The sequence below is a fragment of the Acidimicrobiales bacterium genome (assembly GCA_035316325.1).
Classification (GTDB): domain Bacteria; phylum Actinomycetota; class Acidimicrobiia; order Acidimicrobiales; family VFJN01; genus DASXTK01.
On the sequence record DATHJB010000084.1, the window covers coordinates 13,028 to 29,828 of the forward strand.

Annotated in this window: 14 protein-coding genes; 6 read left to right on the forward strand and 8 right to left on the reverse strand. The window is 69.7% G+C overall.

The genetic code is table 11. The annotated features are described in order from the left end of the window. Complete coding sequence (locus VK611_12045; GenBank protein ID HMG42057.1) at positions 1-1,290, reverse strand: acyl-CoA dehydrogenase family protein; 1,290 nt, start codon at positions 1,288-1,290, stop codon at positions 1-3. Positions 1,291-1,421: 131 nt separating this feature from the next. Between VK611_12045 and VK611_12050 the strand changes: the two genes are divergently transcribed. The 3 genes from VK611_12050 to VK611_12060 are packed head-to-tail and all read left to right on the forward strand — an operon-like array spanning position 1,422 to position 5,557. Then, positions 1,422-2,999: an AMP-binding protein gene (locus VK611_12050; GenBank protein ID HMG42058.1), complete on the forward strand. Its 1,578-nt coding sequence runs from the start codon at positions 1,422-1,424 to the stop codon at positions 2,997-2,999. 1 nt (position 3,000) lies between these two features. After that, the gene (locus VK611_12055; protein HMG42059.1) at positions 3,001-4,557 is read left to right on the forward strand and encodes a long-chain-fatty-acid--CoA ligase; all 1,557 of its coding nucleotides are present in this window, start codon (positions 3,001-3,003) and stop codon (positions 4,555-4,557) included. 49 nt (positions 4,558-4,606) lie between these two features. Then, positions 4,607-5,557: an enoyl-CoA hydratase gene (locus tag VK611_12060; protein ID HMG42060.1), complete on the forward strand. Its 951-nt coding sequence runs from the start codon at positions 4,607-4,609 to the stop codon at positions 5,555-5,557. Positions 5,558-5,611: 54 nt separating this feature from the next. On the opposite strand, the gene VK611_12065 is transcribed toward VK611_12060, so the two are convergent. Beyond that, the gene (locus tag VK611_12065) at positions 5,612-6,538 is read right to left on the reverse strand and encodes a phytanoyl-CoA dioxygenase family protein (protein HMG42061.1); all 927 of its coding nucleotides are present in this window, start codon (positions 6,536-6,538) and stop codon (positions 5,612-5,614) included. Positions 6,539-6,728: 190 nt separating this feature from the next. Between VK611_12065 and VK611_12070 the strand changes: the two genes are divergently transcribed. Genes VK611_12070 through VK611_12080 form a run of 3 tightly spaced genes read left to right on the forward strand, consistent with a single transcriptional unit; the run spans position 6,729 to position 12,867 of the window. Then, entirely contained in the window at positions 6,729-7,964 is a 1,236-nt protein-coding gene (locus VK611_12070; protein ID HMG42062.1) for an ABC transporter substrate-binding protein, read from the forward strand. 11 nt (positions 7,965-7,975) lie between these two features. Next, on the forward strand, positions 7,976-11,407 hold the full coding sequence (locus VK611_12075) for an ATP-binding cassette domain-containing protein (protein HMG42063.1): 3,432 nt from the start codon (positions 7,976-7,978) through the stop codon (positions 11,405-11,407). A 29-nt stretch (positions 11,408-11,436) separates the two neighbouring features. Beyond that, positions 11,437-12,867, forward strand: coding sequence for an amidase (locus VK611_12080; GenBank protein ID HMG42064.1), 1,431 nt, complete (start codon positions 11,437-11,439; stop codon positions 12,865-12,867). 510 nt (positions 12,868-13,377) lie between these two features. Here VK611_12080 and VK611_12085 read toward each other — a convergent pair. The 6 genes from VK611_12085 to VK611_12110 all read right to left on the reverse strand — a co-directional run. Beyond that, positions 13,378-13,944 carry a dihydrofolate reductase family protein gene (locus VK611_12085; GenBank protein HMG42065.1) on the reverse strand — a complete coding sequence of 189 codons (567 nt, stop codon included), beginning with the start codon at positions 13,942-13,944 and terminating at the stop codon, positions 13,378-13,380. Positions 13,945-13,975: 31 nt separating this feature from the next. Further along, the gene (locus VK611_12090) at positions 13,976-15,133 is read right to left on the reverse strand and encodes a DUF6596 domain-containing protein (protein HMG42066.1); all 1,158 of its coding nucleotides are present in this window, start codon (positions 15,131-15,133) and stop codon (positions 13,976-13,978) included. Continuing rightward, complete coding sequence (locus tag VK611_12095; protein ID HMG42067.1) at positions 15,130-15,537, reverse strand: YciI family protein; 408 nt, start codon at positions 15,535-15,537, stop codon at positions 15,130-15,132. The genes VK611_12090 and VK611_12095 overlap by 4 nt, the downstream gene beginning before the upstream one ends. Positions 15,538-15,555: 18 nt before the next feature. Then, positions 15,556-16,053: a pyridoxamine 5'-phosphate oxidase family protein gene (locus tag VK611_12100; protein HMG42068.1), complete on the reverse strand. Its 498-nt coding sequence runs from the start codon at positions 16,051-16,053 to the stop codon at positions 15,556-15,558. A gap of 262 nt (positions 16,054-16,315) precedes the next feature. After that, positions 16,316-16,561 (reverse strand): dihydrofolate reductase family protein, encoded by a 246-nt coding sequence (locus VK611_12105; GenBank protein HMG42069.1) that lies wholly within the window; start codon positions 16,559-16,561, stop codon positions 16,316-16,318. Then, positions 16,510-16,801, reverse strand: a 292-nt coding sequence (locus tag VK611_12110; protein ID HMG42070.1) for a hypothetical protein, incomplete at its 5' end; no start/stop codon positions are given. The genes VK611_12105 and VK611_12110, both read right to left, overlap by 52 nt.

Consider the following 16,801-nt stretch of genomic DNA (forward strand, 5'->3'; position numbering starts at 1 on the left):
TCAGCGGGCCGCAGCCTGCTGGAAGGGAACGTCCCGGTCGACCTTGGGCTCCGGCGCGAGCCCAAGGATCCGCTCGCCGATGATCGTCCGCTGCACCTCATCGGTACCACCGGCGATGCGGTTCCCCGGAGCGCCCGTCACGTGCTCGGCCCAGGCGAACGTGCCCCACTCGCCGGTGTCGGCGGCCAGGCGGGGGCCGAGGAGCAGCGACACGAGCCTGGTGACCGACGCGAGCCCGTTGGCGTGGAACAGCTTGCTGATCGAGCCCTCGGGCCCTGGAGTCGCTCCCGCGCTCCACGCTTGCCTGGCCCGCTCACTGTTCAACTCGGCCAGCCGTCCGTACATGTAGACGGCCGCCAGCTGCTGGCGGACGACCGGGTCACGGTCGCGGCCGAAGTGGCGGGACAGGCCGAGGGCGGCCTGGAACCGGCCGATGAGGTCGCCGCCCTCGCCGCTCCCCGCCACGCGCTCGAACCCGAGCGTGGTCATGGCGACGCTCCAACCACCGTTGCGCTCCCCGAGGCGGGCGGTGTCCGCGAGGCGGACGTCGGTGAAGAACACCTCGTTGAACGATGAGCCACCGGACATCTGGCGCAGGGGACGGACCTCGACGCCGGGGGCGTCCATCGGGAGGAGGAACGCGGTGAGGCCCCTGTGCTTCGGCAGGCTGGGATCTGAGCGGGCGATCAGATACCCCCACGATGCGTGCTGGGCGCCCGAGGTCCAGACCTTCTGGCCGTTGATCGTCCACTGCTCGCCGTCGAAGTCGGCCCTCGTCCTGATGGCGGCCAGGTCCGAGCCAGCGCCGGGCTCGGAGTACAGCTGGCACCACAGCTCGTCGGTCCGGAGCATCGGCATCAAGAATCGGTTCCGCTGCTCGGCGGTCCCCCACTCTCGGATGGTGGGCGCGATCAGCTCGGTGGTGATGCCGACCGCCTCGTGCACGGGCGGCACGTCGAACGCCGCCTCCTCCTCGCTGAAGGCGAGCTCATAGACCGGGGGGAGCGATCGTCCGCCGTACTCCGGCGGCCAGCTCAGCGGCCCGTAGCCAGCGTCGAACCGCTGACGCTTCCAGGCCCGGAGGTCGTCGATGACCTTGCGCTCTTCCTCGACCGACACGTTGTGGAACACCGGCACCCGATCCGACCCCTCGCCCCAGTTCGTGGCCCGCTGGCGCCGCAACGGCACCCGTTGCGAGAGCCACGCCCGCGCCTCGGCACGGAACTCGTCGATGGTGGGCAGCGACGGTGGCTGCCCTTCGGTGGCGTCTGGGTTGACATCTGGAGCCATGCCCGAAAGTGTAGTCACTCAGCGACACTTGTCGCTGAGTGACGTGATGTGTGTAGGGGGTCCGACAGTTGAACGGAGGCCGAACCTTGCTCGAGCTCAACGACAGGCTGCACCCGTTCGTCGGTCTCGACGTGTGGAGGCTCCTCTCCGAGCGCGCCAGGCGAACCGGCGACCGCCCCTTCCTCGTCTGGCAGCCTTACGCAACCGGCGGCGAGCGGACCTGGACATACGCCGAGCTCCACCGGGCGGCAGCAAGCGTCGGATCCGGGCTGGTCCGGCGGGGTGTGAATCCTGGCGACAGGGTGCTCGTACATCTCGAGAACTGCCCCGAGTTCGTGATCGCGTGGTTCGCCTGCGCCGCCGTGGGGGCGGTCGCCGTCACCACCAACGCCCGTTCGGCCGGCGCCGAACTGGCCTACTTCGCGGAGGACTGCGAGGCCGTTGGCGCCATCACCCAGCCGAAGTTCGCAGAGCTCGTCTCCGCGAGCGCGCCGTGGTTGCGCTGGCAGTGCATGACAGATGACGACGGGGGAGCGCCGGTGGGGGTGGGGGGTGACCCGGACTCGTTCGACGCTCTGGCCGGTGATCCGGACGACCTCCCAGCGCGACCCGTCGATCCGCTCGCCCCGATGAGCGTGCAGTACACCTCCGGGACGACCTCGAGACCCAAGGGCGTGCTGTGGACCCACGCCAACGCGCTCTGGGGCGCCCGGGTCAACGCCGTCCACGAGGACCTCCACCCGGATGACTGCCACCTCGTGTACCACCCGCTGTTCCACACGAACGGGCTGGCCTTCTCGATGCTGGCCAGCTTGTGGGTCGGGGCCCGGTTCGTGCTCGTACCCAAGTGGTCGACCAGCCGCTTCTGGGACGTGTCCCTCCGCCACCGCTGCACGTGGCTGTCATTGATGGGGTTGTCGTCCCGGGTGCTCGCCGATGGTGACGCTCCCTGGGGCCACCACTACCGGCTGTTCGGAGGCGCGTTGTGCGACACGCCTCTCGACGCGGCCTACGGCGTCAAGACGATCGGCTGGTGGGCGATGACCGAGACGATCTCGCACGGCGTCGTCGGCAGCCCGTACACGCCGGACCGGCCGATGTCGATGGGACGCCCGGCCCCCGAGTATCGCATCGCCGTCGTGGGCGACGACGGGGCGACGCCGGTCGACGTCGGGGAGACGGGTCACCTGCTGGTCAAGGGCGTCCGGGGTCTCTCACTGTTCGCCGAGTACCTCAACCAGCCGCAGGCGACGGCCGACGCTTTCGACGAGCGGGGTTGGTTCCGCACCGGCGACCTCGTCACCGTCCACCCCGACGGCTACCTGAGCTTCGCCGACCGGGCGAAGGACGTGCTGCGGGTCGGCGCCGAGAACGTCGCCGCCTCCGAGGTCGAGCGTGTGCTGATCGCCACCGGCTCTGTCGTCGAAGCCGCTGTGGTCTCCCGCCCCGACGACAAGCTCGACGAGGTTCCCGTCGCCTTCGTCGTCGCCCGCCGGGCGGACGACGGCCTGGCGCAGGCGCTGATCGAGGCGTGCACGGCCGAGCTGGCGCCCTTCAAGGTGCCCCGGGCCGTCTACTGCGTCCGCGAGCTCCCTCGCTCGACCCTCGGCAAGGTCAACAAGGTCGAGCTCCGCCGGGTCGCCGAACCCGGCGCCGACCGTTCGGCCGCCGAAGCGCGGTGGCTGCAGATCTTGGAGGCCGGAGACTGACGTGCTGGTCCACGACTACCTGGAGTACTGGGCCCGAGTGACGCCATCCACGGCCTGCATCGAGGACGACGATGGCGTCTGGACCTACGCCGAGGTGAACGCTCGGAGCGATCGGGTCGCCGAGGCGCTGGCGTCTCTCGGCCTGGTGCCGGGCGACCGTCTCGCCGTTCTCTCCGAGAACCGCGTGGAGTATCTGCCGCTGTACTTCGGGGCGTTCAAGGCGGGAGTGGTCCCCGTGCCGCTCAACTACCGGCTGCACCCCCGGGAGTGGGTCCACATCGTCAACGACGCGGGCGCAAGGGCGGTGATCGCCGAGTCGCGCTACACAGCGGCCCTGGACAGCGTGCGCCCAGGGCTGGATGGGGTCGGGCGATTCGTCGCGCTCGGCGAGTCGGGGCGTGGCTGGCTCGCCTTCGACCAGGTCGTCGGGTCCGCGACCGGTGAGACGACCGATCATCGCGTCGACGAGACCGCCGATCTCTACCAGATGTACACGAGCGGCACGACCGGCCGGCCGAAGGGCGCCGTGCTCACGCACCGGGCAGTGGACAGCAACATCCGCCAGACCCAGATCGTCCTCGGGCTCCGGCCGGGCTCCCGGGCCCTGATCGTGATGCCCCTCTACCACGCCGGCGCCGCGGTCCAGTGCTTCTCGGTGGTGGCCTCGGGCGGCACCATCCTCCTCCGGCCGGGCTTCGATGCCGCCGATTGCGTCCAGACGATGGACGAGCGCGGCGTCGCCACGGCGACGTTCGTCCCCGCGATGATCCAGGCGATGCTCGTCGGTGTCCCTGAGGTGGGGGATCGCGCCTTCCTCAGCCTCGAGCGCATCGCGTACGGAGCCTCGCCGATCGCCGAGGAGACTCTCCGGCAGGCGATCCAAGTGTTCGGCTGCGACTTCGTCCAGGCCACCGGCATGACGGAGTGCTCATCGGTCGTCACGTTGCTCGGGCCGGACGACCACCGCCTGGCCCTCGCCGGCCGGCCCGAGCTGCTCCTGTCCTGCGGACGACCGGCCGTCGGAACGCGGGTCCGGGTGGTCGACGACCTCGACCGGGACACCGGCCCAGGGGAGAAGGGCGAGATCCTCGTGTCCGGACCCCAGACGATGCGGGGCTACTGGAACATGCCCGACGCCACCGCCGACGCCCTGCGCGACGGCTGGATGCACACCGGCGATGCCGGCCACCTCGACGAGGACGGGTACCTCTACGTCTCAGACCGGGTCAAGGACATGATCGTCTCGGGCGGCGAGAACGTGTACCCGCGGGAGGTCGAGGACGTCCTGTTCCGGATGCCCGAGATCGCAGATGCCGCGGTCATCGGTGTGCCCGACGAGAGATGGGGCGAGACGGTCAAGGCCGTGGTGGTCGTCCGCCCGGGGCTCTCCGTCACCGAGAGCGCGGTGATCGCGTGGTGCCGGGACCGGCTTGCCGGGTTCAAGTGTCCACGATCGGTCGACCTGGTCGACGAGCTGCCCCGCAACCCGTCCGGCAAGGTCCTCAAACGAGTCCTGCGCGAACCGCACTGGGTGAACGAGGCCCGCAGTGTCGGCTGACCGCCCCGGCCGACTGTTCACAGATCACCACCGACCCCCGGAGGGCCGCATGACGACAACCAAGGCCGGCGAGTACCGGCACCTGCTCTACGAGGCGCTTGACGACGGCGCAATCGTCCGGATCCTGCTCAACCGACCCGAGACCCGCAACGCGCAGAACCGCCAGCTCCTCCTCGAGCTCGACGACGCCTTCCTGAGGGCCGAGGCCGACGATGCGGTGCGGGTCGTCATCCTCGGGGGGACAGGCACGATGTTCTCGTCCGGCCACGACCTGAGCCCCTCGGAGCTGGAACGGCGGCTCACCGACCCGGAGGGGAGCGCGACCTGGGGGATCAACGGAGGCACCCGGAAGGGTGCGGAGGCCAGGATGCTCCAGGAGTGGCACTACTTCTTCGAGAACACCCGCCGATGGCGCAATCTGCGCAAGATCACCATCGCCCAGGTCAACGGTGAGGTGTACGCCGCCGGGCTCATGCTCATGTGGTGCTGTGACCTGATCGTGGCGTCCGAGGACGCCTTCTTCGTCGACGTCGTCGGTGCCCGCCTTGGGATGTGTGGCACCGAATACTTCGGGCACCCGTGGGAGTTCGGGCCTCGCAAGGCCAAGGAGCTGCTGCTCACCGGAGACGCGCTGAGCGTGGACGATGCCTACGCCCTTGGCATGGTGAGCAAGGTGTTCCCCCGGGACGAGCTGACCGAGCGGACCCTGGCGTTCGCCCGCCGGATCGCGGCGATGCCCACGATGGCCGCGCTGCTGGTCAAGGAGGCCGTCAATCAGACCGTCGACAACATGGGGTTCCACAACTCGCTGCAGGCGTGCTTCTCGCTGCACCAGCTGAACCACTCCCACTGGGCGGAGATCCACGAGGACGGGCTCCCCATCGCAACGGTCGATGACGGTGTCCCGGACTGGCGCGACGCTCCGCCCGTCACGTACGCCGAGCGCTCGACCGCACAAGCCGCCGCCCCGGCCAAAGCCCGCCGCGCCGCCGCAACCTGACGAGGGGGGTGACGCCCCTCGTCGTTCCGGTGGGCCCGGGCGGTCACGGACCGCTCAGGCCCACTGGTTGCGGCCCGAGCGCGTCATCGCTGCGATCTCGTCCGGCGCCGGCGGGGTGGCGCCGTCGTAGGGGAACGGGTGGTGGAGACCGAGGAGCCGGCCGAACTCCGGCGGGTTCCGCTCGATGATCTCGGGCGGGCACGGCGAGATGCGGCGGAAGTCCTGGATCGTCCTCATGTAGTTGCGGCAGAACACCAGGATGAGGTTGAGGCGCAGGCCCGGCGCGGTCCGCGGGAACGTCGCGTGCCACGTCGTCCCCGGCCAGACGATCAGCGATCCCGCCGGCGCCTCGACGGGGATCGGCTTCACAGGCGCACTCTCTGCGAGGAAGTCCTTCTCGTGACCCATCGGGCCCCGGCCCCAGCGGTGCGACCCGGGGACGATGGCCACGGGCCCGTTCTCGGCGGTGTAGTCGGTGAGGGCCCAGGTGACGTTGGCGAGCTGCGCGTAGGTGGGCAGCGGAGGCGGGATGTTCGACTGATCGATGTGGAGGTGCTGCACCAGGTCGTCGTGCGGCCCCTTGATGCCCGCGGACAGGTCCGAGAGCAGCACGCTTGCCCCGCACAGGTACCGGGCGATGGTGAAGACCGCTGGGTCGAGGAGCGCCTCCTCGAACGCCCGGTCCTCGTAGACCATCTGTGAGTGCAGCTGGTAGGGCTGCTGGCCGGGCCCCGCGTCGCCACCCTTCACGCCGTCGTCGCTCGACAGGTCGGTGATGCGGTGGCCGGTGCGTCGCTCGTGGGTTTCCAGGACCGCCGTACGCAGCCGATCGTTGAGCTCGGGCGAGGCCACCTTCTCCGGGGGCACGACGGTGAAGCCGAATGCCTCCAGCTCGGCGATGTTCTCGGTGAGTCCGAGGTCGAGAGCATCTCGGTAGATCTCGTTGAGCTCGGATGTCGTGCGCCAGTTGCCGATCTGCATCTGATCTCCGTTGAGTCGGGCGCCGTGCCGCCGAGGCGGGGCGCAAATCATGTCAGTAGATGACGATAAGGAGCTACCTACAGCTAGCCAACAGGGAAAGTCTATGACACTGACAGACAAGCGTCACTCATTGACATCTTGGTTGAATCGGCGTAGCTTCCCAGCGAAAGGTCGCCTGACAGGGGGAAACATGAGACGAACGTGGCCCAGCATCGGCACCGGGGTGCTGCTGGCGGCAGTGATCGCCGTGGGTTGTGGTGACGATGGCGACGAGGCTGGGTCGGCCGGTGCCGGCGATGGCGGCCTCACCGGCGAGCCGATCGTCCTAGGGCTGATCTCGGACGGTGAGCTGGCGTCTCCGCCATCGCCGAACCTCCCGACGGCCCTCGCCGGAGCAGAGGCGGCGGCCGAGGTGATCAACGCCGACGGAGGCGTCAACGGTCGCCCGATCGAGATCCGCGAGTGCGACACTCGGGCGGACCTCAACGCCGCGTCACAGTGCGCCCGCGAGCTCGTCGGCGACGGCGCGGTCGCCCTCGTCTCCGCCGCGTCCCAGGTGTCGCCCGGGTTCCTGCCCGTCGTGGAGGAGGCCGGGATCCCGTCGATCGGACACTTCCCGGTCTCCGAGGCCGACTACGCGTCGGAGGTGACCTACCCGCTCGTGTCGGGGACCCCGGGGCTGCTCATCGGGCAGGGTGTGCTGGTGGGCGAGCTGGAGCTCGAGCGGCCGAGCGTGGTCCGGATCAACCAGGACGCCCTCGCCGAAGCGGTGGCGCTGGCCGACATGGGTCTTGCCGCCACCGGCGCGGACGTCGTCAACGAGGTGGAGGTGCCGCCCCAGGCGCCGGACATGTCGTCCTACGTCGCGGCCGCCACCGCCGACGACACGGACTCGATCCTGGCGGTGATGCTTCCCCAGGACCTCGTCAACTTCGTGAGCGCCCTGCGACAGTCGGGCTCCGAAGTCCCGGTCATCGCGTCGAGCAACACGGTCCTGGACGCCCTCTCGCAGGGCTTCGGGGACGACATCGAAGGTGTCTACGCCGTGGGCTGGATGAAGCCCCCCACGGATACCGACGACCCCGCCGTGCAGCAGTTCGCCGAGGCGATGGATGCCCTCGACCCCGACGCACCCAAGCAGGACCTGTCCGAGAACAGCTGGGCCAGCGTCCACCTGTTCGCCGAGGTCGCCACGGGACTGGACACCATCGACGCGGCGTCCGTGACCGCCGCGCTCGACCAGCTCGAGGACTACGACAGCGGCCTGCTTCCCCCCGTGTCGTTCACCGAGCCCCAGACGCTGATCCCTGACCTGCGTTTGTTCAACACGTCTGTGCTGTTCACCCAAGTCAGGGACGGTATGTTCGTGCCGTTGACGGGCGAGTTCGTCGACGTGTTCGAGGCCGCTGCGTCGGCGACCGGCTGAGCCCCGGGGCCATGGAGATCCTCCGGTTCGCACTGCTCGGCCTCGGTGCAGGTGCCGTCTACATGCTCGCGGGTCAGGGCCTCGTGCTGGTCTACCGGGGCTCGGGCATCATCAACTTCGCCCAGGGCGCGATGGGCATGGCCGGGGCGTTCGCCTTCTACGAGCTCTGCGAGGCCAGGGACTGGCCGACGGCCCCGGCGCTCATGGTGACGATCGCGGCGTCGGGGCTCCTCGGCGTCGCGATCCACCTGGGCGCCGTACGGCCGCTGCGCCGGGCGCCGGCGGTCGCCAGGCTGCTCGGGCCCCTGGCGCTCATGGCGATCTTCCTCGCCGTGGCAGACATCCTGTACGGACCGGACTTCTTCCGGATGACGGCACTGTTGCCGGACACCACCGTCCGGCCACTTCCGGACACCCCGATCGGCGTCGACCGTCTGATCATGTTCGCCGTCGGCGCCGGCGTGACCGCGTGCCTTGCTGCTGGCTTCCGGTGGACGAAGATCGGGCTGTCGACGTCGGCGGTGGCCGAGGACCAGCGCACGGCGGCGTCCCTGGGGATCTCCCCCGATGTCGTCGCGTGTCTCAATTGGGCCCTGGCCGGGATGCTGGCAACGACGGCCGCCATCCTGACGGCATCGCTCTCGGGCACGCTGAACGTGTCGACGCTGGTGCTGCTGGTCCTGCCCGGCCTAGCCGCAGCGCTGGTCGGCGGGTTCCGATCGTTCGTCCTGACGGCCGTCGGGGCGGCGGCCATCGGGGTGGCCGAATCGGAGATGGCCCGGTATGTCTCGACGCCGGGGTGGGCGAAGTCGGTCCCGTTCCTGGCGATCGTCGCCGTGCTGTTGGTGCGGGGCCGGGGCCTCCCGCTGCGCGACGAGGTCGTCGTCCAGCCCCCCGAGCTCGGCTCGGGCCGGATCCGGCCATCGCTCGTCGTTCCCCTGACCGCCGTTGCCCTTGCCGTCGTCTGGGTGGCGTCGCCGTCATGGGTCGACGCCGTCATCACGACGGCGGTGACGGCCATGATCGTGCTGTCGCTGGTCGTCGTGACCGGGCTCGGCGGTCAGGTCTCCCTCGCCCAGTACGCGCTGGCCGGCATGGGTGCCTGGATCGCCGCCCGGCTGGTCGCCAACTACGGGCTGCCCTTCCCCGTGGCCGTCCTCGCCGGCGTGGTCGGCGCCGTCCCGATCGGGTTGCTCGTCGGCATGCCGGCCCTGCGCGCCCGCGGCGTCAACCTAGCCATCGCCACGCTCGGGCTCGCGCTCGTGCTCCAGGAGCTCATCCTGGGGAACCCGGCGCGGACCGGTGGCAGCTACGGCACCGTCGTCGGCTCGCCATCGCTTTTCGGCATCGACCTCGACACCGTCAGGCACCCCGAGCGGTACGCGACCTTCGTCGTGCTCGTGCTCGTGGTCGTGCTGGTCGGAGTGGCCAACCTGCGGCGGGGTCGGGCCGGTCGGCGGCTCATCGCGGTACGGGCCAACGAACGGGCCGCGGCGTCCCTCGGGATCGGCGTCTACGGCGCCAAGCTGTACGCGTTCGGCCTCTCGGCGGCGATCGCGGCGTTCGGCGGCATCCTGATGGCGTTCCGGAACCCGGTCGTGGTCTTCGGCCAGTTCGACATCCTCAACTCCGTCAACGCTGCGATGTACGCCGTGATCGGCGGCATCGGCTACGTGACCGGTGCGCTCGTCGGCGCCCTCCTCGCGCCGGGCACCCTCACACAACGGCTGTTCGACGAAGTCCTCGGCACCCGGACGGGCACCGTCCAAGCGCTCAAGCTCATCGGCGGGGCCGGCGCCCTCGCCGCGCTCCTGCTCTACCCCAACGGGCTGGCCGGCTACTACGAGCGGGCCTGGACCGGAGCCGTCGGTCGAGTTACCCGTCTTCGCGGCCGTGAGCGTGGGCACCCCCAGGGCGCGGCGTCGATCGAATCGGCCCCGGTCGAACGGGTCCGGGCAGCGACCCTGACCGTCCGCGACCTCACGGTGCGTTTCGGGGGAGTGACCGCCGTCGACGGCGTCGACATCACCGTCCGTCCGGGAGAGGTGGTCGGGCTCATCGGCCCGAACGGGGCCGGCAAGACCACCCTGATCGACGCCGTCACCGGCTTCGTCCCTGTCGCACGGGGCTCGGTCACCATCGACGATCGGGCCATCGAGGACATGAGCGCATCGCGGCGCGCCCGACTCGGCATCGCCCGATCGTTCCAGTCCCTCGAGCTGTTCGACAGCATGACGGTCAGGGAGAACCTCGCAGTCGCCTCCGACGACCGCGACGCCACCGCCTACCTCACCGACCTGGTCCGCCCGAGGCATCGGCCCCTCCCGCCCTCTGCGATCGCCGCGATCGAGGAGTTCGGGCTCGTGCCGGACCTGGACCGTCGGCCATCCGAGATCCCCTTCGGCCGCCGACGCCTCGTCGCCATCGCCCGCGCCATCGCCAGCGGGCCGTCCGTCCTGCTCCTCGACGAACCCGCCGCGGGCCTCAGCCGGCACGAGAGCGACGAGCTGGGACGGCTGGTACGCAACCTCGCCTCCCGGTGGGGCATCGCCGTGTTGATCGTCGAGCACGACGTCGGTCTGGTGCTCGACCTCTGCGACCGAGTGACCGTCCTCGACGCCGGCCGAGTGATCGCCGACGGTGACCCCCACACGATCCGCTACGACCCGGCGGTCATCGACGCCTACCTCGGCCCGCCCGACGCGGCCGGGAGACCGTCGGTCACCAGTCGCAACGGCCGCAAGCTCCCTCCCGGCAAACCGCTCATCGAAGCCGTCGAGCTCACGGCCGGCTACGGCGCGCTGGGAGCCGTACGCGAGCTGGACCTCGTCGTCGCTCCCGGCGAAATCGTCGCCCTCCTCGGCCCCAACGGCGCCGGGAAGACCACGACCCTCCTGACCCTCGCGGGAGAACTGCCCCCGCTGGACGGTCAGGTCCTGTGGCGCGGACAGCCAGCCACCTCACCCCTGCACCATCGGGCGCGCGACGGCCTCGCGCTCATCACCGAGCAGCGCTCGGTATTCATGCAGCTCACCGCAGCCGCGAACCTGCGCCTAGGCCGCGGCGAGCCCGACGACGCGCTCCAAGTCTTCCCCGAGCTGGCCGCCCTGGCCAACCGCCGAGCCGGGCTCCTCAGCGGTGGCGAGCAGCAGATGCTCACCCTCGCCCGGGCACTCGCCGCCCGACCGTCACTGCTCCTCGCCGACGAACTGTCACTCGGCCTCGCGCCCCTCGTCATCGACCGCCTGTTCGAGGCGCTGCGCCGGGCCTCGGACGAGGACGGCCTCGGTGTCCTCCTCGTCGAACAGCACGCCCGACGCGCACTCGCAGTCGCAGACCGCGTCTACGTGCTGAACCGCGGCCGGGTCGTCCTCAGCGGCACCGCGGCCGACTTGCAAGGGCGCGAGGACGAGGTCCAGGCCTCCTACCTCTCGGCGGTGTAGCGGTGGACCCCAAGCATCCAGGAGCAAAGATGGCCGACGATCTAGCCACCCTCGACGCGACGGCCCAGGCCGACCTGGTGCGCCGAGGCGAGCTAACACCACACGAGCTGGTCGAGGCAGGTATCGAACGCATCGAGCGGGTCGATCCGGAGATCGGCTCAGTCGCCATCCGCCTCTTCGACCGCGCCAGGCACGACACGTCGGCCCAGTCGCCCCCCGGCGCGTTCCCGGGCGTGCCCACCGTCGTGAAGGACACGGTGCCGACGGCGGGCGACCCCTGGCACCGGGGCATGGCCTTGCTGCGGGCGGTGGACCACCACGCCACCACCGAGTCGCACGTCGTGACCCGCATGCGGGAGTCCGGGCTCGTGATCGTCGGGAAGGCCAACGTCGGCGAGCTCGAGGGCGGCATCACCACCGAACCGGTGGCCTACGGCCCCACCCGCAACCCATGGGACCTCCGGCTCTCGGTAGGAGGATCGAGCGGAGGACCGGCAGCCGCCGTAGCGGCCGGGCTCGTCCCCCTCGCGCTCGGCGTCGACGGCGGGGGCTCCATCCGGATCCCCGCCAGCGTCTGCGGCGTCGTCGGTCTCAAGCCGTCGCGAGGCCGGACGAGCCTCCACCCACTCTTCATCGAGGACGGAGCCAGCACAGCCGGCCTCCTCACCCGGACAGTCCGTGACAGCGCCCGCGGCCTCGACGCCATCGCTGGCTCCCCCCACGGTGACCACTTCATCGCCCCGCCCCCGGCCCGCCCCTACGCCGACGAGGTCGGAGCCGACCCAGGCCGGCTGCGGATCGGGGTCTGGTCCCCGGTCCCGGGCGGCGTCACGGCACACGACGACTGCCGTACCGCAGCGGACGAGACGGCCAGGGTGCTGGAATCGCTGGGCCACAACATCGAGGTGTCCCACCCCGCGGAACTCGACTCGGGTTTCTTCCACACTCCGGACTTCGTCGTGTCGGCGGCGTGCCACATCGCTTACCAGATCCGCCAGATCGAGGCCGAACTCGGGCGCACCGTCACCGCCGACGAGGTCGAACCGGTGACGTGGGCCGCGGTGTCTGCCGCCTCCGGGGTGGCCGCGACATCGCTGCAGCGGAGCCTCGCACTCAACCGGGAGGCGGGGGTCAGATATGCGTCGTGGTGGGACAGCGGCGGGTTCGACATCCTCCTGACCCCGACCATCGCCGTCCTGCCCTATCCCCTGGGCGCCCTCACGCAGTCGTCACCCGACCAGCCGTGGCCGGACATCGTCAGCTGGGTGCCCTTCACACCCCACGCCAACCTCGCCGGACTACCGGCGATCTCCCTCCCGCTCCACTGGAACGCCGAGGGCCATCCGATCGGCACACAACTCGTCGCCCGCTACGGCCGAGAGGACCTCCTCCTCCGCGTCGCCTCGCAACTCGAAGCCGCACGACCCTGGGCTCACCGCCGACCCCCAACCCACGCCTGACGGGGCCGGCCGCAGACCCGTCACGTCTCACGGGTCGTCAGGTCAACAGCATCTGACCTTCGGTCGGTCGGGCCGCTTGGATAGCGACTCCCCGACTCGGCCGTGCGCCCCATTGCCTCCTGGATTCTGGCGCGAAGGTCTGGCGCGATAGTCGGCGCGACGGGCCGGATGGGCCAGTACATCAAGGATTCGAGTGATCGCGAACGCCCAGGTGGAGCGAACGCAGAGGGACTGGAAACCCTGGACGATCCGGCCTACGGATCAGAAGGTTGGGGGTTCGAGTCCCTCCGAGCGCGCTGCGTAGGCCCTGGTAGTCGACCTGCCATGCCACCGTGAGCGGCTGGCTGTGCAGGCTCGCCGACGTCGAGGACGACGGTGTCGATGATGTCGCAGGGGAGCGACCGGGCGGGGCCCGGATGTCCGTCTCGCAAAGAATGCCGGATCACGTGACCAGCGCCGGATGGTCACTTCGACACAGAAGGTTCGCACGCCAAGGTGCGGCCTTTCCGCCTACTTCTTGATCTCGTAGCGCAGAAGTACCACGCCGTTCTCGAACAAGGTGGCCTCGACCGGCTTCAGGTCTTGCCGATCCTCGAAGATGCGCGTTCCCTTGCCGCGTGACGCCGGGCAGACCAGCATCCGGACTTCGTCGACGACCCCGGCGTCCAGCAGGGAGTGCATGAGCTTCAAGCTCCCCCACAGCCAGATGTCCTTGCCGCTCTGCTCCTTGAGCTCCTGGATGGTGGCGGCGGGGTCGCGCGTCACGGTCGCGGCGGGAAAGTCGCCCCAAGGGGCGTCGTCCAGCTTCGACGAAGCGACGAACTTGGTGAGGTTGTTGAGCTTCTCGCCGTACTCGCCCTGGTCGTCGGCGTACGGCCAGTAGCCCTTGGACTGGGCGTAGGTGTTCGCGCCGAGGATCATCGTGTCGACCGAGTCGATGAACCCCATCACGCTTGCCTTGAACGCAGGGTTGGTCTTCTCGGAAAATGGCTCCCCTGACACGAAGCTGAGCCCGCCGGCCTCCTCCGCGGCGATGTTGTCGACGGTAACCCACTGCTGGACTATGAGCTTTCGCATGGCTGTCTCGTCCTCCGTGCGGCCCCAGTTGTCACTGGCCGGGGCGCAGGACCTGGTTGAGCCGAGCGGCTTGGCGCATCTGGTGGTTCCGCTCGGCGAGGTTGGGCGCGCCGTGAGCTGCGGCGGCGTAAAGACGCGCTGCGAGCTCGAGGTCTCCGTTCTTCTCGTGCAGGTGGGCGGCGACCGCGTCGCGCCGCGGTGTTTGCTCGTCGACCGCAGCAAGCGCCGCCAGGCCCGCGAGGGCGCCGTCCGCCTCGCCGACGGCGACGGCGCGGTTCAGCCGGACGATGGGCGTGTCGGCGAACGTCAGGAGCTCGTCGTACCACTCCACGATCTGGGGCCAATCGGTGTCCTCGACACACGTCGCATCCGCGTGGAGCGCGGCGATCGCCGCTTGCGCCTGGTACTCGCCGAGCCGGTCCCGTGCGAGCGCCGCTTGCAGGATCACGACCCCCTCGGCGATGAGCTCGCGGTCCCACAGGCTTCGGTCCTGGTCCGCGAGCGGCACGATCCGTCTGTCGGGCCCGGTCCGGCTGCGCCGGCGCGCGTGGTGCAGCAGCATCAGGGCGAGCAGCCCATGGACCTCGGGGACGTCCACCGACGACGCCAGCTGCCGTGTGAGCCGGATCGCCTCGGCCGCCAGGTCGACGTCGCCCGAGTAGCCCTCGTTGAAGATGAGGTACAGCACCCGCATCACCGTTCGCACATCGCCAGGACGGTCGAGACCAGAACGTCCGACCGTGCGCTTGGCGCGACTGATGCGCTGCGCCATCGTGTTCTCGGGGACGAGATAGGCCTGCGCGATCTGACGCGTGGTGAGGCCGCCCACCGCTCGCAGGGTCAGCGCCACCGCGGAGGCCGAGGTGAGCTCCGGGTGTGCGCACAGGAAGTACAGGTGCAGCGTGTCGTCGGCGCTCGGCACCGCACCAGACGGCGGCCCGGCATCGAATCGCACCTCTCGGTCGCGACGTGACGCCTCCGACCGCGCCGAGTCGAGGAACGCTCGCCAGGCGACGGTGATCAGCCAGCCCGTCGGGTCGGCGGGCGGATCGTCCTTCCATGTCGAGAGGGCCCGGATGAGCGCCTCCTGGACCGCGTCCTCGGCCGTCGCGAAGTCGGCACCGCGGCGGACGAGGGCGCTCAGGACCAGTGGTACGAGCTCGCGGAGCTCGACGTCGCTCACCGTCATTCGGTGACGATCGGCGGCGCCGTCAGGAACGGTCGGACCTCCAGCCACTCGTGGATCGGCTCGCCGCCGGCACCGGGCGCAGCCGACAGCTCGCCGGCCAGCTCGATCGCCCGCTCGTAGTTGTCGACGTCGATCACCATCCAGCCCGCGATGAGGTCCTTCGTCTCGGCAAACGGGCCGTCGGTCACCGGCGGACGCCCCTCGCCGTCGTAGCGGACCCAGACGCCGTCTGGCGACAGCGCCTGCTCATCGATGAACTCACCGGTGCCCTCCAGCCGGGTGGCGAGGTCGCTCATGAACCGGATGTGCGCCTCCACCTCGTCCGGCGTCCACTGATCCATCGGGATGTTGTTCGCAGACGCCGGCGCGCCTCGGTAGTGCTTCAGCAGCAGGTACTTGGGCATGGTGTTCTCCTCGTGTGCTCAGGCCAGCTGACTATCTGCCTGCTTGCGAAGGAGCTCCTCGACGGCGGACGGCAGCGTCTCGTCGAAGTCGATCATCTTCGCCCACGTCGGCCTGACAACGATCCGCACCATCGACTCGTAGAGCGACCGGACGCCAGCCTCCCACTCGACCCGCTGCTCCGGCGTCATCTCGTAGGTGCCGCTCATCTCCAGGTACTCGTCGGGGATCCCGTCGACCTCGTCGAGCACCGCCTCTCCCCGGATCAGCAGGATCATCGGCGGGTGCACCTCGGTGTCGATGGTGAGGGCGACCGCCGAGCTCCGCCGCAGCGACGCCAGCTTCGGGGCGTTCGTCGACGTGCACATGACGATCTCCGACCCGTTCCAGGTGAACCCGATCGGGACGACCCTGGGCGTGCCGTCCTGCGCCACGTAGGCCAACCGGGCGATGTCCCGGTGGAGCATCTCCTGGCTGATCGGCTTGTTCAGGACCTCGATGACCTCGTACGGCTCCATCGCTGCGTTCTCCTCGTGTGACGGGCGGCCCTGCCGGCCGCACTCACACCGGGGGACGGAACCGCGAGCAGCTTCTCGACATCCCGCACGAAGAAATCTGCCGTCGCGGACGCGAGTCCGACCCCTCGACGGCGTGCGAACCTTGCTGCGTCTCGTTCGGGCCGGCTGTCAGCGTGCCGGCTGATGCCTCCGCCGCTCGATCAGCAGAGCTCCTCGACCGGCCCGATGATGATGCCGCCGCGTGCCCAGGGGCAGCCGACCTTCAAGCCGTGACTCGACTGGGCTGGTAGCTCAGAACGACCGCCCCCGACCGGAACTCCTGGCGCCCCACGAGCTTCAGCTCGAGCCGCTCGCTCAGGCCGGCGAACAACGTCGGCCCGTGGCCCGCCACGATGGGCTGCACGACGAACTCGTACTCGTCGATCAATCCCAGATCCGCCAGGGCCAGCGGGAGGGTCACGCCTCCAGTGAACAGGCCTTTGCCTGGCTCCTGCTTGAGCTGCTGCACGGCCTTCTCCAGGTCCCCTGCACGAGCTCCGCGTTCGAATCGACCTGGTCCAGGGTGCTCGACACGACGTGCTTCTTTGCGCTGTCGATCGTCTGGGCTAAGGGGATCATCCAATCAGCCATCCAGTCAGGCCACGTTCCCGTCGCCGGCTGCCGCCACGCCGCCTCCATCATCTCGTAGGTCACCCGGCCGAAGAGAAGGGCATCGGCTCGTTCCAGGTTGGCGGCCCAATAGCGATCC

Excerpts from the sequence above, each read along its gene's own strand:
- VK611_12045 (HMG42057.1), bottom strand. The coding sequence starts at position 1,290 with ATGGCTCCAGATGTCAACCCAGACGCCACCGAAGGGCAGCCACCGTCG.
- VK611_12060 (HMG42060.1), top strand. The coding sequence starts at position 4,607 with ATGACGACAACCAAGGCCGGCGAGTACCGGCACCTGCTCTACGAGGCG.
- VK611_12065 (HMG42061.1), bottom strand. The coding sequence starts at position 6,538 with ATGCAGATCGGCAACTGGCGCACGACATCCGAGCTCAACGAGATCTAC.
- VK611_12070 (HMG42062.1), top strand. The coding sequence starts at position 6,729 with ATGAGACGAACGTGGCCCAGCATCGGCACCGGGGTGCTGCTGGCGGCA.
- VK611_12075 (HMG42063.1), top strand. The coding sequence starts at position 7,976 with ATGGAGATCCTCCGGTTCGCACTGCTCGGCCTCGGTGCAGGTGCCGTC.
- VK611_12080 (HMG42064.1), top strand. The coding sequence starts at position 11,437 with ATGGCCGACGATCTAGCCACCCTCGACGCGACGGCCCAGGCCGACCTG.
- VK611_12085 (HMG42065.1), bottom strand. The coding sequence starts at position 13,944 with ATGCGAAAGCTCATAGTCCAGCAGTGGGTTACCGTCGACAACATCGCC.
- VK611_12090 (HMG42066.1), bottom strand. The coding sequence starts at position 15,133 with ATGACGGTGAGCGACGTCGAGCTCCGCGAGCTCGTACCACTGGTCCTG.
- VK611_12095 (HMG42067.1), bottom strand. The coding sequence starts at position 15,537 with ATGCCCAAGTACCTGCTGCTGAAGCACTACCGAGGCGCGCCGGCGTCT.
- VK611_12100 (HMG42068.1), bottom strand. The coding sequence starts at position 16,053 with ATGGAGCCGTACGAGGTCATCGAGGTCCTGAACAAGCCGATCAGCCAG.